Consider the following 16,758-nt stretch of genomic DNA (forward strand, 5'->3'; position numbering starts at 1 on the left):
CCCGGCGCGGCGCAGCTGAAACCTGTTGCGCTCACCGCCAGGACCGGCACTTGCAGTGGTTTGTCGGCCGGGCTTATCCGGCGTGGGATGGCGTCGTGGTCTCGGACGGCGTCTTCGCATCGAGCTGCAGGTTCTTGCGAATCAGCGCCTGGAACACGCCCGCCGGCGCAAACCGCCGCAGGAACTGCAGCTGTCCGGCGATCTTGCCCGCGGTGTAGCGCACCTTGGGCTGCTGGGCGCGCGCCGCCTTCACCACCACGTCGGCGACGACAGAGGGCTCGTCCGCGCTTGCCATTGCCTGCGCCACCACCTGGCCGACCTGGGTGCGCACCTGACGGTAGTTTTCCAGTGGCGCATCCGGGGCGAGAGTGTTCGCCTCGAACTGGGTTTTGGTGTAGGCCGGCTCGATTACCGTGACCCGGATTCCGTAGCTGCGCAGCTCGTGGTCCACCGCTTCGGAGTAACCCTCCACCGCGTGCTTGCTGGCCGCGTACAGCGCCGCATACGGCGTGGGCACCAGCCCGATGATCGAGCCGATGTTGATGATGCGGCCACTGCCCTGGCGGCGCATCTGCGGCACCACTGCGCGCGTCATGCGCACGACACCGAGGAAGTTGGTGTCGAGGATGGCCTTGGCCTGCTCGATCGAGCTTTCCTCCGCAGCGGCAGGAGACACACCGAAACCGGCGTTATTGACCAGCAGGTCGATGCGCCCTTCCCGTCGCAGCAGCTCCTGGATCGCGGCGTCGACCGATTCGTCGCTGGTCACATCCAGCGCCAGCAGCGTAAAGGCGCGCTGCCCGGACTGCGCGCCGCGACGGCTGGTGCCGTACACCGTATAACCGGCGGCAGCCAGCGCGTTGGCAGTTGCTTCGCCGATGCCGGAGGAGGCGCCGGTCACCAGCGCAACAGGGGGTTTGCTTGTCATTGGATTTCCTTGAGTGCAGTGAGTGACAGGGCGGCAGTCGATTGACGATCACGCCGCGACTGGGAAGCGATGGCTTGGCTAAAAACGCAGTCCTACCGGTGAAAGCTCGACCACGTGTGTGGCGGATGCACGCCTGTCGGTTAGTTGGATGCCTGCAACGACGACAGGATCTGGTCGCGACACACCGCGATGATTTCGTCGGCCAGTGGCGAATCGTTCGGGCACGACCGCGACAGCACGATGGCGCCGATAGCGTGCGCCATCATGTCCAGGTTGCTGGCGCGCTCCGCTGCTGCCTCGGCGGTGCCGGGCGCAGCGCCGCTGCGGTCGAGCGAGGCCAACAGGTTTTCGACCCCGGTGGCAAACGCCTCGCGCACTTCCTCCGGCTGGCGCGCGGCATCGGCGCCCAGCGCCGCCATCGTGCAACCGGTGGCAAGGCTGTCGCGATGTCCGCGCGACAGATAGAAGTTCACGAAATCCGCCTTGTCCACGTGCTCGGTCTGCGCGGCGATGTTGGCCAGGCCGCAGGCCGCCGATTCGGCCATCAGATCCGCCTTGGAGCGGAACTGCTTGTAGAAGCCGCCGTGGGTGAACCCTGCAGCGGCCATCAGATCGGCGATGCCGATCCCTTCGTAACCGCGCTCGCGAAACAGCACCGAGGCCGTCTCGACGACGTGCGCCCGGTTTGCCTGCGCCTGTGCCTTGGTCACTTTCATCGTTGGGACACTCCGTGCTTGTGCGGGACTGGGAAGAGCGGCAGCTTACTTTGATGTCATTCGTCATCAAAGTGTTGACACTTTAGATTTTGATCGTAATCTTTGTCAACCACTGATTCCGAGCACCGCCAATGACCCACCCTTCGCTGTTCGAACCCTATGCACTGGGCGCGCTGACGCTGGCCAACCGCATCGTGATGGCCCCGCTGACCCGCAACCGTGCGGGCGCCGGCCTGGTGCCGAGCGCACTGGCGGCCACCTACTACGCCCAGCGCGCCTCGGCCGGCCTGCTGATCACCGAGGCCACCCAGGTCTCGCCGCAGGCCCAGGGCTATCAGGACACCCCCGGCCTGTACACGCCCGAGCAGATCGCCGGCTGGCGTGCGGTCACCGACGCCGTGCATGCCAAGGGTGGGCGCATCTTCGTGCAGCTGTGGCATGTGGGCCGGGTGTCGCATGTCGACCTGCAGCCGGGCGGCGCCGCACCGGTTGCGCCGTCGGCGATCCGCGCGGCGACCAAGGTGTTCGTCAACAACGGTTTTGCCGATGTCTCCGAACCACGCGCCCTTGCGCTGCACGAACTGCCGGGCATCGTCGACGACTTCCGCCAGGCAGCGGCCAATGCGATTGCCGCCGGCTTCGATGGCGTCGAAATCCATGGCGCCAACGGCTACCTGCTGGAGCAGTTCATCAAGGACGGCGCCAACCAGCGCACCGATGCCTACGGCGGCTCGATCGAAAACCGCGCGCGCCTGTTGCTGGAGGTGGTCGCTGCAGTGAGCAAGCAGATCGGCGCCGATCGCACCGGCGTGCGCATCTCGCCGGTGTCGCCGGCAAGCGGCATTTCCGGCAGCGATCCGCAGCCGCACTACGACTACATCGCCGAGCAGCTCGATGCGCTGGGCATCGTCTACCTGCACGTGGTCGAAGGTGCGACCGGCGGCCCGCGTGACGCGGCCCCGTTCGACTATGCCGCGCTGCGCAGCAAGTTCACCCGTACCTATCTGGCCAACAACGGCTACGACCTGGAACTGGCCAACGCCCAGTTGCGCGCAGGCAACGTCGACCTGGTCGCCTTCGGCCGCCCGTTCATCAGCAACCCCGATCTTGTCGAACGTCTGCACACCGGCGCAGCGCTGGCGCCGTTGAATCCGGCCACGCTCTACGGCGGTGGCGCCGAAGGCTATATCGACTACCCGTCCCTCGCCGGCTGAGGCTGTCTCGCCTAGCGTCTTTCATCCACTGTCATCAAGGAATTCTGCATGTCCACACTTCCCGCTGTCCTCATCACTGGCGCCTCCACCGGTATCGGCGCCGTCTACGCCGAGCGCTTTGCGCAACGTGGCCACAACCTGGTGCTGGTCGCACGCGACAAGGCCCGCCTGGATGCGCTGGCGGCGCGTCTGCACGCTGCACATGGCGTCAACGTCGACGTGCTGCAGGCCGACCTGACCCAGCCCGCCGACCTGACCGCAGTGGAAGCCCGCCTGCGCGACGACGCGCAAATCGGCGTCCTGATCAACAACGCCGGCATGGCGCAGTCCGGCGGCATCCTGCAGCAGAACGCCGAGGCAATCGACCGCCTGCTGGCGCTCAATGTCACCGCGTTGACCCGCCTGTCTGCCGCGGTTGCGCCGCGCTTTGCGCAGTCCGGCAGCGGCGCGATCATCAACCTCGGCTCGGTGGTGGGCTTCGCTCCCGAATTCGGCATGAGCGTCTATGGCGCCACCAAGGCCTTCGTACTGTTCCTGTCGCAGGGGCTGCACCTGGAGCTGGGCTCCAAGGGCGTGTATGTGCAGGCCGTGTTGCCGGCCGGTACGCGCACCGAGATCTGGGGGCGTGCCGGTATCGACGTCAACACGCTCAGCGATCTGATGGACGTGGGCGAACTGGTCGATGCCGCGCTGGTTGGTTTTGATCGCCGCGAACTGGTCACCATCCCGCCGCTGCACGTGGCCGAACGTTGGGACGCACTGGATGGCGCGCGCCAGGGGCTGCTGTCTGACATCCGCCAGGCCACCGCCGCCGAGCGCTATCAGCCGGCGGCCTGACCGGCCCGGCGGCGCAACCGCCCGCAGCGCTTGCCAGGGTGAGCGCTGCGGGCCTGCGCTGAGGCGTCGCGCATTCGCGCTGCTGCATGGATGCGTCGGTGCAAACCGCCCTCATGGCGATCAGGCTGCAGGCACGGAATTGCCAGCGCACAGGTGAAGGCGGCCGGGGATCGCATCGTGCCCGGCCACGCATCCAGACAACGACAGCAGTGGACCCGAACCAGATGAAAGCGCTCACCTTCAAACGCTATGGCAAATCTCCCGACATCGGCTTCAGCGAGCGCGCCCGCCCGACGCTGCAGCCCGACGAACTGCTGGTCGAGGTGCACGCCGCTGGCGTGAACCCGATCGACAACATGATTCCCACCGGCATCTTCAAACCTGTGGTGAAGTTCGAGCTGCCCGCCACGCTGGGCAGCGACGTGGCCGGGATCGTCATCGACGTCGGCAGCCGCGTCACCCGCTTCAAGCGGGGCGATGCGATTTTTGCCAGCGTGTTCGATCTTGGCCGCGGCACCATCGCCGAGTATGTCGCGGTACCGGAAAGCGCCGCAGCGCTGAAGCCGGCCAATCTGGATTTTGTGCAGGCGGCATCGCTGCCGATGGTCGCGCTCACGTCCTGGCAGGCCCTGAAGGAACGTGCCGACCTGCAGCCCGGCCAGAAAGTGTTCATTCCAGCCGGTTCCGGCGGTATCGGCACCATCGCGATCCAGCTGGCAAAACACCTCGGCGCCACCGTCGGCACCACCACCAGCACCGGCAATGTCGCGCTGGTGAACAGCCTTGGCGCAGACGAGGTGATCGACTACAGGCAACAGGACTTCGAGACCGTGCTGCGCGGCTACGACATCGCGCTTGGCACGATGCGGGGCGATACGATCGAAAAATCGCTCGCCATCCTCAAGCCCGGCGGCAGGATCGTGTCGCTGGTCGGGCCGCTGGATGCAGCCTTTGCCCGCGCACGCCGGTTGAATGTGGTGCTGCAATTCGTCTTCGCCATGATGAGCCGCAAGATCATCCGTCTAGCGAACAAGCACAACGTCGCCTACTCGTTCCTGTTCGTACGCCCCAATGGCACGCAACTGGCCAAAATCGGCGAACTGCTCGAAGCCGAACGCATTCGCCCGGTCATCGACAAGGTGTTTGCGTTCGAGCAAGCCAAGGAAGCGCTCGAGTATCTTGCGCAGGGCCGTGCCAAGGGCAAGGTAGTGGTGAAGATCAATAAATAATAAAGCGCATACCCGAGAAAAATGCGACATAAAATCGAAACGGCGACAGAAAATCTGAAAAACAGAAATCAACTTCTTTGCATCGCTTCAAGCCAAAAATAATCCACCCTCGGTGGATTATTTTTAAACGTCACCAGTCAACCGTCGACCTCAAGCTCCATCTACGCCACAACTTCTTGTTCGATTGTACGTGTAGGAGGTCAGTACCCAGCCGCCACCGCTGCCATTAGGACCCGACTGCCACGTATATGTCCACGTTCTAGCAATACCGCCCCCGCAGCTCGACACTCCGAATGTTTGACCATTAGAACCGCCTGCCGGAAGTGGGACAGGTGGAGCCTCTTGAAGTGGGCGAATTGCGCCGCTATCGGTGCTTGAAAGGCGTACTGTGATGTTTCCGGAAAACGTAACATTCGAATCAAACGACGTCCCCGCCCCCGGTGCTGCTGATAGCCACTGCGCAATCTGTTTTGCTTCACGCGAACCTGCTGCATAAGTAGTTTCGCTGGTTATCGATGTTCGGGCACGATTTTCCTGACCGAAACCTACTAGTGGGAAAGCAATAGACGTGACAAATAACAACTTGGCAGCGAATGCGGATATACATTGCATAAGTTCTCCATGAATGTCTTTTGCCGCAACTCAAGTATTGCCCGAATAAATTAACAGGACATGAACAATGCTTTTATACATTACCATATATTAAAATATTGTCTTTTAAATTTTAAATATATTTACGGGCGATATATAGCACTTATAAAACAATCTTCCGCCAACGCTTTTCGAATGGTGAATTGGTGAACGTTGAAACACGATAAAAAAGGCCGCCCACGGGCATAATTCTGTTCACTTAAGCGCTTGATCGAGCGTTTTGCGGCTGAATAACGTCGCCAAACCCAATGAAAACAGCGCTTCCCTGAGACACGAAAGCGCCGTTTTTTCTTAAAGTGAACAGCATTACGCCCACGGGCAGACTATTTGCTGGAAGCAATTGCAATTAGTAGAGAAGCACGATGACGGATTCTCAGCTCCGCCATCGCGCTTTGGCACGTCCTTACAAGCCGTGTGCCGCCAGTTGCCCGAGACGCTGCACTGCGACCGATACGGTCGGGTAGTCCAGGGTCTTCTGCTCGGCCACATCGGCGAGCATGGCCAGGGTGAAGCGCAGGCTGGAATCGTCGCGTGCCAGCCAATTGGCCACCTTGTCCTCGGCGCTGCTGCCGGGCAGGGTCAGCACCTGCGCCACCAGTGCGCGTTGATGCGCGGCCAGCTCGTCGCGCAGTACACCACGTGCCACCGCGTGCCAGCGGCCGTTGACCTCCAGCGCGTCGATCTGCTCAAACAACCACGGCAAACGCAGCGCTTCGCCCAGGCGGAAATGCACCTTGGACACGTCCACCGGCTTGAGCTTGCGGGTGCGCGCGGTTTCGATGATGTCGAAGGCCGATTCCAGATAGCGTAGCTCGGACAACTGCTGCGCCAACTGCGGCGGTAGGCCCTTGTCCTGCCATTCCTGCACGCTGGCTTCGTACTGCGGGCGCTGCGTATCGGAGAGCACACCGGAGGCGACACGGATGTCGTTGAACGGGCCGTGGTAACGCTCCACCGCCGCGGTGATGCCCGGCATCTGGCCCGGACGCAACAGCAGCCAACGCACGAACGAGCGCTGCAGGCGCCAGATCACTTCCAGCGCATCGATCTGCACCGACTCGGGTACCTTGCCGTCCAATGCGTCGATCTGCGTCCACAGCGCGCGTGCATCCAGCGTTTCGCGGCTGATGGTGTAGGCCTTGGCGACCTCGGCGATGCTGCGGCCGGTGTCTTCCTGCATGCGCATCAGGAAGGTGGCGCCCATGCGGTTGATGGTGGTGTTGGTCACCGCGGTGGCGATGATCTCGCGCTTGAGGCGGTGACGCTCCATCGCATCGGCGTACTTTTTCTGCAGCGGCTGCGGGAAGTAGCGCTGCAATTCCTTGGACAGATACGGATCTTCGGGAATATCCGATTCCAGCAGCTGCTGGAATGCCACCAGCTTGGAGTACGACAGCAGCACCGACAGCTCCGGGCGCGACAAGCCCTGCCCGCGCGCCTTGCGTGCGGACAGTTCGGCATCGGACGGCAGGAACTCGATCTGCCGATCGAGCAGGCCCTGCAATTCCAGCGTGCGGATGAAGTGCTGCTTGGAGCCGAGACGTTTGACGCTCATCCGCTCCATCAGGCTGATCGCCTGGTTCTGGCGGTAGTTGTCCCACAACACCAGGTCGGCCACTTCGTCGGTCATCGACGCGAGCAGCGTGTTGCGCGCGTCGTAGGTGAGCTTCTTGGCCTGCACCATGTCGTTGAGCAGGATCTTGATGTTCACCTCGTGATCGGAGGTGTCCACGCCGGCCGAGTTGTCGATGAAGTCGGTGTTGAGCAGCACCCCGGCCTGCGCGGCCTCGATGCGGCCGAGCTGGGTCAGGCCCAGGTTGCCACCCTCGCCCACCACCTTGCAGCGCAGCTCGCCGCCGTTGACGCGCAGGCCGTTGTTGGCGCGGTCGCCCACATCGGCGTGCGACTCGCTGGACGCCTTGACGTAGGTGCCGATGCCGCCATTCCAGAACAGGTCCACCGGGGCCTTGAGGATGGCGTTCATCAGCTCGTTGGGCGAGAGCTGCTTGACGTTGGATTCCAAGCCCAGGACCTCGCGCACGGGCGCGCTGATGTCGATGGACTTGAGCGTGCGCGGATAGATGCCGCCGCCGGCGCTGATCAGCTTGGCCTCGTAGTCGGCCCAGCTGGAACGCGGCAGCTTGAACAGGCGCTCGCGCTCGGCGAACGAGGCAGCGGCATCCGGATTGGGATCCAGGAAGATATGCCGGTGATCGAACGCGGCCAGCAGGCGGATATGCCGCGACAACAGCATGCCGTTGCCGAACACGTCGCCAGACATGTCGCCGATGCCGACCACGCTGAAGTCCTGGCTCTGGCAGTCGCGCCCCATCGCACGGAAGTGGCGCTTGACCGACTCCCACGCACCGCGCGCGGTGATGCCCATGCCCTTGTGGTCGTAACCGACCGAACCGCCGGAAGCGAACGCATCGCCCAGCCAGAAGCCGTGGTCCAGCGCCAGCCCGTTGGCGATGTCGGAGAACGTGGCGGTGCCCTTGTCGGCCGCGACCACCAGGTACGGATCATCCTGGTCGTGACGCACCACCTGCGGCGGCGGCACGATCTTGCCGCCGACGATGTTGTCGGTGATGTCGAGCAGGCTCTGGATGAACAGCTTGTAGCAGGCGATGCCTTCGGCCTGGATCGCATCGCGGTCGCCGCCGACCGGCGAGCGCTTGACGTAGAAACCGCCCTTGGCGCCGACCGGCACGATGACGGTGTTCTTGACCATCTGCGCCTTGACCAGGCCCAGCACCTCGGTGCGGAAATCCTCGCGCCGGTCCGACCAGCGCAGGCCGCCGCGCGCCACCGCGCCAAAGCGCAGGTGCACGCCTTCCACCCGCGGGCTGTAGACGAAGATCTCGCGGTACGGGCGCGGCTTGGGCAGGTCCGGCACGATCGAAGAATCCAGCTTGAAGCTGATGCAGTGGCCGTGCTTGCCGCTCTTGTCGGTCTGGTAATAGTTGGTGCGCAGCGTGGCGTCAATCACACCGATGAAGCTGCGCAGGATGCGATCCTCGTCCAGGCTGGAGACGCGATCCATCAGCTTCAGCAGCGTGGCGCGCGTGGCTTCCTGCTGCGCATCGCGGTCGCTTCCGCGCGCCTGCAACACCGGCTCCAGGGCCTTGAGCGTGGCCTCGTCGTCACCGGCCAGCACCGACAGTTCCTCGCGCAGGCGTTCCTGCCCGGCGAAGATCTGCGCCTTGGTCTCGCTGCCGGTGGCCGGATCGAAGCGCGCTTCGAACAGTTCCACCAGCAGGCGCGCCAGCAGCGGGTAACGGGTGAACGTCGCCTCGACATAGGCCTGCGAGAACGGCACCGCAGTCTGCAGCAGATACTTGCAGTAGCCACGCAGCAGCGCGACCTGGCGCCAGTGCAGGCCGGCGGCCAGAATCAGGCGGTTGAAGCCGTCGTTTTCGGCATCGCCGCTCCAGATCCGCTCGAAGGCTTCGCCGAAACCGGCGTCGGCATTGGCAGCGTTGATCTTGCCGGAGGTCGATTCGACCTCGAAATCCTGGATGTAGACCGGCGTCTCGCCGACCTGCAGCCGGTACGGCCGCTCGGAGATCACCCGCAGGCCCATGTTCTCCATCATCGGCATCGCGTCGGACAACGGGATGTCGTCGAGCTGGCGATACAGCTTCAGGCGCAGGCCTTCGCCGGCGTCCAGCCGCACGCCGTCGTCGCGACGGATCTCCTGCAGGCTCAGGTGCAGATCGTCCGGGCCGTCCAGTGCGGCCAGATGCTCGACGTCGGACACCGCCGATTCGATCGACGAGTCCTCGATATAGCCGGCCGGCAGCGCACGCCCGAAGTTGGCGGCCATGCGCAGGCCATTGACCTCGCCATGCCGCGCCACCAGCGCCTCGCGCAGGGCATCGCGCCAGTTGCGCAGCAGATGCGCAAGCCGCGCCTCGAGTTCGGTGGTGTTGAATTCCAGCGCCTCGCCACTCTTGGGCCGCACGATCAGGTGCAGCTGCGCCAGCGGCGACTCGCCCAGCACCACGCTGGAATCGATGTATTCGCCGTGCAGCGCGTCCTTGAGCAAGGCCTCGATGCGCAGCCGCACATCGGTGTTGAAGCGTTCGCGCGGGATGTACACCAGCGCGGAGATGAAGCGGCTGTACTTGTCGCGGCGCAGGAACATGCGGCTGCGCACGCGCTCCTGCAGGCCGAGGATGCCGATCGCGGTGCGATACAGCTCTTCCTCGTTGGACTGGAACAGCTCCTCGCGCGGCAGCGTCTCGAGGATGTGCCGCAGCGCCTTGCCGCTGTGGCTGCTCGGGGTCAGCCCCGACTTGCTCATCACGTATTCGTGGCGCTGGCGCACCAGCGGGATTTCCCACGGGCGGCGGTTGTAGGCGCTGGAGGTGAACAGGCCCAGGAAGCGCTGCTCGCCGACGATGCGGCCCTTGGCATCGAATTCCAGGATGCCGATGTAATCCATGTAGCCGACCCGATGCACGCGCGAGCGCGCATTGGTCTTGGTCAGGATCAGCGCATCCTTGAGCTTGGCCGAGGTGTTCAGGCCGTGCGCCGCCAGCGTGGTCACCGGGCGCGCCGGTGAGGTGTCGCGGCCGCGCATCAGGCCCAGGCCGGTTTCTTCCACCGGCGCCAGCACGTCCTGGCCGTCCTGCTTCTCCACGCGGTACTCGCGATAGCCGAAGAAGGTGAAATGATCGGCCGCCGCCCAGCGCAGGAACTCCTGCGCCTCGTGGCGGCTGATGTCGTCCATCGGCAGGCGGCGGGTGGCCAGGTCGTCGGCCAGCATCACCATCTTTTCGCGCATCGACGCCCAGTCGTGCACGATCGCGCGCACCTCGCCCAGCACCTTGCGCACCGCCGCTTCCACTTTGGGCATGTCCTCGGCAGGCTGGCGGTCGATCTCCAGCACCATCAGCGATTCGCTCTTGCCCTCGCCCACCGCGGTCAGCTTGCCGGCCTTGTCGCGCGCGATGCGCAGCACCGGGTGGCCGAGCACGTGCACGCCGATGCCCAGGTCCGACAGCGTCATGCTCACCGAGTCCACCAGGAACGGCATGTCGTCGTTGACGATCTGCAGCAGCGTGTGCGGCGATTCGTAACCGTGGCTCTTCAGGGTCGGGTTGAACACCCGCACGTTGACCGTGCCGGGCTTGCGCGTGCGCGCAAATTCCAGCATGTCCGCCGCCAGGGCCGCCCACTGTTCGGCCGGGTGGTTGGGGAACTCGTCCTCTTCCATGCGCCGGTAGAAGTCGGCGGCGAACAGCTGCACCTCGGACTGGCGGGCGGCCGGGTAGCGCTTGCGCAACGCGGCAAACACCGGCTCCAGGGTGACCGCCTGCGGCGCGGTGGCAAGCACGGGGACGGCATGGTCGGCGACCGGTTTGACCGACGTCGTGGACGATTTCGAAGCAGCTTTCTTGGCTGTCATGAGAGCGCTGGGATGCTCGGTGGAAAACCTGAATTGTACCGGCGCCGGATGAAGACGCCTTGCTGCATAGCGCAAAATCCTGGTCGGGCGCCCGCCCTCGGTGAGGCGCAAAAGCACTACCCGACTGTAATTCCTGCAGCGGCGCCGGATTGGCGCCTGCATGGCCAGCCGCCAGACCGCCACAACCGGCAAAGTCCGGCCGGGCGCTTGGGCCACAAGGCGTTGCGCAGACAGAACTGCGACCGTCAAGCCTGTTTAAAAACTAAACTGGACGGTATAGTCTACCGCCATGACCCCCCGTTCCCACCGTGCTGCCCGGCGCTCGGACTGCGATCGCCGCATCCATGCGGCTGTGCATACGCTGCTTGCCGAGCGCGGCATGCGGCTGAGCATGGACGCGGTGGCCGAGCGCGCCGGCTGCTCCAAGCAGACGCTCTATAGTTATTACGGTTGTAAAGAAAACCTGCTGCGCGATGTGCTCCAGGACCATGTGCACCTGGCCACGGTGCCGCTGGGCACCGCCTCGGGCGAGTTGCGCGAGGATCTGCTGGCCTTCGCGCTGGCCCACCTTGACCGCCTGAACCGCCCGGATGTGTTACAGACCTGCCGGTTGGTGGAAGCCGAATCGCACCGGTTCCCCGATCAGTCGCAGCAGATCTTCCAGGACGGGGTCGTCGGCATGCAGCAGCGCCTGGCGCAGCGCTTCGAGCAGGCGATGCAGGCCGGCCAGCTGCGCCATGACGATCCGCACTGTATGGCCGAACTGCTGTTGAGCATGATCGTCGGTCTGGATTCCGACCGGCAACGCTTTCAGGTTCCCCACCGCGCCGGCCTTCCCGCCAGGCAGCAGTGGGCGCAATTCGCTGTCGACACCTTCCTGCGCGCATTTGCCGCGGTCGCTGCCACGCCTTCGCTGTCCCCGCTTTCCTTTCTCACTTCAAGACCCTAACGGAGTTCCTCCTGATGATCGCCCCACTCCGCACATTCGGCCTGGCCTGTGCCATCACCCTGGCGCTGGCTGCCTGCAGCAAGCCCGAACAACAGCAGGCGCCGCCGCCGCCGGAAGTGTCGGTGCTGGAAATGAAGCCGCAGACCCTGCCGCTGGAACGCGACCTGGTCGGCCGGCTGTCGGCATTCCGCTCGGCCGACGTGCGCGCGCGCGTGGACGGCGTGCTGCTCAAGCGCCTGTACACCGAAGGCACCGACGTCAAGGAAGGCCAGCCGCTGTTCGAGATCGACCCGGCGCCGCTGAAGGCCACGCTGCTGCAGGCGCAAGGCCAGCTGGCCGCCGCCGAGGCGACCTACGCCAATGCCCAGGTCGCCGCCAAGCGCGCGCGCAGCCTGGCCCCGCAGCAGTATGTGTCGCGTGCTGACATCGACAATGCCGAAGCCACCGAGCGCTCCTCCAGCGCCAACGTGCAGCAGGCACGCGGCCAGGTCCAGTCCGCCCGCATCCAGCTCGGCTTTGCCAGCGTCACCTCGCCGATCACCGGCCGCGCCGGCATCCAGCGCGTGACCGAAGGTGCGCTGGTGGGCTCGGGTGAGGCGACCCTGCTGACCACGGTCGACCAGATCGACCCGCTGTATGTGAACTTTGCGATGAGCAGCGAAGAGCTCGCCGCCCTGCGCCAGGCCCAGAGCAGCGGCAACGTGCAGCTCAGCGGCGACGGCAAGTCCACCATCAACGTGGAACTGGGCAACGGCACGCAGTACCCGCACCCGGGTACGCTGGATGTGTCGGCGGTGACGGTGGACCCGAGCACCGGTGCGGTGTCGCTGCGCGCGACCCTGCCCAATCCAGAGCAGGCGCTGCTGCCGGGCGCGTTCGTGACCTTCAAGGCCAGCCTTGGCCAGCGCAACAATGCCTATCTGCTGCCGCAGCAGGCCGTGCAGCGCGATGCCACCGGCGCCTATGCGCTGGTGCTGGGCAAGGACGGCAAGGTGGCACGCAAGAATCTCACCGTCGATGGCCAGCAGAAGGGCCAGTGGATCGTCACCGCCGGCATGACCCCGGGCGACCAGGTGATCGTCGATGGCGTGCAGAAGGCGAAGGAAGGCCAGCCGGCCAAGGGCGTGCCGTGGGATCCGAACAAGCCGGCGCAGGGCGGCCAGCCCGGCGCACCGGGCGCGGCTCCCGCCGCTGCCCAGGGCGGCGGCGCGCAGGCCGCACCGGCGGCCGACAAGGCCGATGCAGCGGCACCGGCCGCGCAGGAACAGTCCAAGCCGGACGCTGCGGCGCAGCCGGCCGACTCCCAGTCCAAGCAGCAGTAACGGAACCCGGACATGCCTAAGTTTTTCATCGAACACCCTGTCTTTGCCTGGGTGGTGGCGATCCTGATCTCGCTTGCGGGCGTGATCTCGATCCTGAATCTGGGTATCGAGTCGTACCCCACGATCGCCCCGCCGCAGGTCACCGTTACCGCCAACTTCCCCGGCGCCAGCGCCGATACCGCCGAAAAAGCGGTGACCCAGGTCATCGAGCAGCAGCTCACCGGTATCGACCACCTGCTGTACTTCAACTCGTCCTCGGCCGCCAACGGCCGCGTGACCATCACGCTGACCTTCGAAACCGGCACCGACGCGGATATCGCGCAGGTGCAGGTGCAGAACAAGGTGTCGCTGGCCACGCCGCGCCTGCCCTCGGAAGTCACCCAGCAGGGTGTGGTGGTGGCCAAGGCCAACGCCGGCTTCCTGATGGTGGCCGCGTTGCGCTCGGACAATCCGTCGATCAACCGCGACGCGCTCAACGACATCGTCGGCTCGCGCGTGCTCGAGCAGATCTCGCGCGTGCCCGGCGTGGGCAGCACCAACCAGTTCGGCGCCGAGTACGCGATGAACATCTGGTTGAACCCGGAGAAGCTGCAGGGCTACAACCTGTCGGCCACCCAGGTGCTGACCGCGGTGCGCAACCAGAACGTGCAGTTCGCTGCCGGTTCGGTGGGCGCCGACCCGACCCCGGAAGGCATCAGCTTCACCGCCACGGTCTCGGCCGAGGGCCGCTTCAGCTCGCCGGACCAGTTCGAGAACATCATCCTGCGCACCGACAACAACGGTGCCACGGTGCGGTTGAAGGACGTCGCACGGGTTACCGTGGGGCCGAGCAACTACGGCTTCGACACCCAGTACAACGGCAAGCCCACCGGCGCCTTCGGTATCCAGCTGTTGCCGGGCGCCAACGCCCTGAACGTGTCCGAGGCGGTCGGTGCCAAGCTCGACGAGCTGCAGCCGACCTTCCCGCAGGGCGTGACCTGGTTTGCGCCGTACGAATCGACCACCTTCGTGCGCATCTCCATCGAGGAAGTGATCCATACGCTGGTGGAAGCCATCGTGCTGGTGTTCCTGGTGATGCTGCTGTTCCTGCAGAACTTCCGCGCCACCGTGATCCCCACGCTGGTGATTCCGGTCGCGCTGCTGGGCACGTTCTTCGGCATGTACATGATCGGCTTCACCATCAACCAGCTGACGCTGTTTGCGATGGTGCTGGCGATCGGCATCGTGGTCGATGACGCGATCGTGGTGATCGAGAACGTCGAACGCATCATGAGCGAGGAACACCTGGAGCCGAAGGCGGCCACGCAGAAGGCGATGACCCAGATCACCGGCGCGGTGGTGGCCATCACCGTGGTGCTGGCAGCGGTGTTCATCCCCTCCTCGCTGCAACCGGGCGCTTCGGGCGCGATCTACAAGCAGTTCGCCTTGACCATCGCCATGTCGATGGGGTTCTCCGCGTTCCTGGCGCTGAGCTTCACCCCGGCGCTGTGCGGCGCGTTCCTCAAGTCGACCCATTCGACCAAGAAGAACTGGATCTACCGCACCTTCGACAAGTACTACGACAAGCTGGCGCATCGCTATGTCGGCGTGGTCGGCCACACCCTCAAGCGCTCGCCGCCGTGGATGATCGTGTTCGTGGTGCTGGTGGTGCTGTGCGGCTTCCTGTTCACCCGCATGCCGGGCAGCTTCCTGCCGGAGGAAGACCAGGGCTTTGCGGTGGCCATCGTGCAGCTGCCGCCGGGCGCGACCAAGATCCGCACCAACGAGGCCTTCGCGCAGATGCGTGCGGTGCTGGAGAAGCAGCCGGCCGTGGAAGGCATGCTGCAGATCGCCGGCTTCAGCTTCCTGGGTTCGGGCGAAAACGTCGGCATGGGCTTCATCCGGCTCAAGCCGTGGGAAGAGCGTGACGTCACTGCCGAGCAGTTGATTCAGCAGCTCAACGGCGCCTTCTACGGCATCAAGGGCGCGCAGATCTTCGTGGTCAACCTGCCCACCGTGCAGGGCCTGGGCCAGTTCGGCGGCTTCGACATGTGGCTGCAGGACCGCTCCGGCGCAGGCCAGCAAGCTTTGACCCAGGCGCGCAACATCGTGCTGGGCAAGGCGGCGGAAAAGCAGGACACCATGGTGGGCGTGCGCCCGAACGGGCTGGAAGACGCGCCGCAGCTGCAGCTGCACGTGGACCGTGTGCAGGCGCAGTCGATGGGCCTGGACGTCAGCGACGTCTACAGCTCGATCCAGCTGATGCTGGCGCCTGTCTACATCAACGACTACTTTTCCGAAGGCCGCATCAAGCGCGTCAACATCCGTGCCGACGACCAGTTCCGTACCGGCCCGGAGTCGCTGCGCAGCTTCTTCAGCCCCAGCGCCACAGCCACCGGTGCCGATGGTCAGCCGGGGATGATTCCGCTGAGCAATGTGGTCAAGGCCGACTGGACCTACGCCTCGCCGGCACTGAACCGCTACAACGGCTATTCGGCGGTGAATATCGTCGGCAACCCGGCGCCGGGCGGCAGCTCCGGCCAGGCGATGACCGCAATGGAGGAGATCGTCAACAACGACCTGCCGCCGGGCTTCGGTTTCGACTGGAGCGGCATGTCGTACCAGGAAATCATTGCCGGTAATGCGGCCACGCTGTTGCTGGCGTTGTCGGTGGTGGTGGTGTTCCTGTGCCTGGCCGCGCTCTACGAGAGCTGGTCGATTCCGGTGGCGGTGCTGATGGTGGTGCCGATCGGCGTGCTGGGTGCGATCACCTTCTCGATGCTGCGCGGTCTGCCGAACGATCTGTACTTCAAGATCGGCATGATCACGGTGATCGGCCTGGCGGCCAAGAACGCGATCCTGATCGTGGAGTTCGCGGTGGAGCAGCGTGCGGCGGGCAAGACGCTGCGCGAGGCGACGCTGGAAGCGGCGCATCTGCGCTTCCGCCCAATCCTGATGACCTCGTTCGCGTTCATCCTGGGCGTGCTGCCGCTGGCCATCTCCACCGGTGCCGGCGCCAACTCGCGTCACTCCATCGGTACAGGCGTGATCGGCGGCATGGTGTTCGCCACCGTGCTCGGCGTGATCTTCATTCCGCTGTTCTTCGTGGTGGTGCGCCGCATGCTGGGCGACAAGCTGGACGAACAGTCCAAGGAGTACCTGCTCGCGCAGAACGACTCGGGCCCACATCGTCCGGATCGCTGATCCCGGACATGGCGCAGAACGAAAAGCCCCGGCAGTGCCGGGGCTTTTTTTTGCGCGCCTCTGATGTCCCGTAGGAGCGCACCTGGGCGCGATAGGCCTTACCGGGAACGCCCGTCGCGCCCGGGTGCGCTCCTACGGAGTGGCAGGGATTGGTGACATGGCGTGCTTCGACAGGACCCGCGCAGCGCGATCCGCGACAACCGCCATGCCGTCGTAGGAGCGCACCTGGGCGCGATAGGCCTCACCGGTAACGCCCGTCGCGCCCGGGTGCGCTCCTACGGAGTGGCGGGGATTGGTGACATGGCGTGCTTCGACA

General features: G+C 64.8%; 9 protein-coding genes. 6 read left to right on the forward strand and 3 right to left on the reverse strand.

The genetic code is table 11. From position 1 onward, the window contains the following. Positions 1 to 73: 73 nt before the first annotated feature. Positions 74 to 928: an oxidoreductase gene (locus tag DGN21_RS11770; RefSeq protein ID WP_065031628.1), complete on the reverse strand. Its 855-nt coding sequence runs from the start codon at positions 926 to 928 to the stop codon at positions 74 to 76. A 140-nt stretch (positions 929 to 1,068) separates the two neighbouring features. Next, positions 1,069 to 1,644, reverse strand: coding sequence for a TetR family transcriptional regulator (locus DGN21_RS11775; RefSeq protein ID WP_024940190.1), 576 nt, complete (start codon positions 1,642 to 1,644; stop codon positions 1,069 to 1,071). A gap of 131 nt (positions 1,645 to 1,775) precedes the next feature. On the opposite strand from DGN21_RS11775, the gene DGN21_RS11780 reads away from it, so the two are divergent. From DGN21_RS11780 to DGN21_RS11790, 3 genes are all read left to right on the forward strand, one after another. Then, on the forward strand, positions 1,776 to 2,858 hold the full coding sequence (locus tag DGN21_RS11780; protein WP_104576086.1) for an alkene reductase: 1,083 nt from the start codon (positions 1,776 to 1,778) through the stop codon (positions 2,856 to 2,858). A 48-nt stretch (positions 2,859 to 2,906) separates the two neighbouring features. Then, a complete protein-coding gene (locus tag DGN21_RS11785; RefSeq protein ID WP_126966038.1) occupies positions 2,907 to 3,695 on the forward strand; it encodes an SDR family oxidoreductase in 789 nt (262 codons plus the stop codon). Between the two features lie 86 nt (positions 3,696 to 3,781). After that, positions 3,782 to 4,924: an NADP-dependent oxidoreductase gene (locus DGN21_RS11790; RefSeq protein ID WP_345776753.1), complete on the forward strand. Its 1,143-nt coding sequence runs from the start codon at positions 3,782 to 3,784 to the stop codon at positions 4,922 to 4,924. Positions 4,925 to 5,978: 1,054 nt separating this feature from the next. Here DGN21_RS11790 and DGN21_RS11795 read toward each other — a convergent pair. After that, positions 5,979 to 10,988 (reverse strand): NAD-glutamate dehydrogenase domain-containing protein, encoded by a 5,010-nt coding sequence (locus DGN21_RS11795; protein WP_126966036.1) that lies wholly within the window; start codon positions 10,986 to 10,988, stop codon positions 5,979 to 5,981. Positions 10,989 to 11,277: 289 nt separating this feature from the next. On the opposite strand from DGN21_RS11795, the gene DGN21_RS11800 reads away from it, so the two are divergent. Genes DGN21_RS11800 through DGN21_RS11810 form a run of 3 tightly spaced genes read left to right on the forward strand, consistent with a single transcriptional unit; the run spans position 11,278 to position 16,442 of the window. Then, positions 11,278 to 11,937 carry a TetR/AcrR family transcriptional regulator gene (locus DGN21_RS11800; protein WP_215824928.1) on the forward strand — a complete coding sequence of 220 codons (660 nt, stop codon included), beginning with the start codon at positions 11,278 to 11,280 and terminating at the stop codon, positions 11,935 to 11,937. Between the two features lie 14 nt (positions 11,938 to 11,951). Next, positions 11,952 to 13,259 carry an efflux RND transporter periplasmic adaptor subunit gene (locus DGN21_RS11805; protein ID WP_039522021.1) on the forward strand — a complete coding sequence of 436 codons (1,308 nt, stop codon included), beginning with the start codon at positions 11,952 to 11,954 and terminating at the stop codon, positions 13,257 to 13,259. A gap of 12 nt (positions 13,260 to 13,271) precedes the next feature. Further along, complete coding sequence (locus DGN21_RS11810; RefSeq protein WP_065031636.1) at positions 13,272 to 16,442, forward strand: multidrug efflux RND transporter permease subunit; 3,171 nt, start codon at positions 13,272 to 13,274, stop codon at positions 16,440 to 16,442. The last annotated feature ends 316 nt before the right edge of the window (positions 16,443 to 16,758 follow it).

The organism is Xanthomonas sp. MLO165, assembly GCF_018831305.1.
GTDB classification, from domain to species: domain Bacteria; phylum Pseudomonadota; class Gammaproteobacteria; order Xanthomonadales; family Xanthomonadaceae; genus Xanthomonas; species Xanthomonas arboricola.

Coding starts and splice junctions, on each gene's coding strand:
- DGN21_RS11800 (WP_215824928.1), top strand. CDS start 11,278: ATGACCCCCCGTTCCCACCGTGCTGCCCGGCGCTCGGACTGCGATCGC.
- DGN21_RS11795 (WP_126966036.1), bottom strand. CDS start 10,988: ATGACAGCCAAGAAAGCTGCTTCGAAATCGTCCACGACGTCGGTCAAA.
- DGN21_RS11770 (WP_065031628.1), bottom strand. CDS start 928: ATGACAAGCAAACCCCCTGTTGCGCTGGTGACCGGCGCCTCCTCCGGC.
- DGN21_RS11785 (WP_126966038.1), top strand. CDS start 2,907: ATGTCCACACTTCCCGCTGTCCTCATCACTGGCGCCTCCACCGGTATC.
- DGN21_RS11780 (WP_104576086.1), top strand. CDS start 1,776: ATGACCCACCCTTCGCTGTTCGAACCCTATGCACTGGGCGCGCTGACG.
- DGN21_RS11790 (WP_345776753.1), top strand. CDS start 3,782: ATGGATGCGTCGGTGCAAACCGCCCTCATGGCGATCAGGCTGCAGGCA.
- DGN21_RS11775 (WP_024940190.1), bottom strand. CDS start 1,644: ATGAAAGTGACCAAGGCACAGGCGCAGGCAAACCGGGCGCACGTCGTC.
- DGN21_RS11810 (WP_065031636.1), top strand. CDS start 13,272: ATGCCTAAGTTTTTCATCGAACACCCTGTCTTTGCCTGGGTGGTGGCG.
- DGN21_RS11805 (WP_039522021.1), top strand. CDS start 11,952: ATGATCGCCCCACTCCGCACATTCGGCCTGGCCTGTGCCATCACCCTG.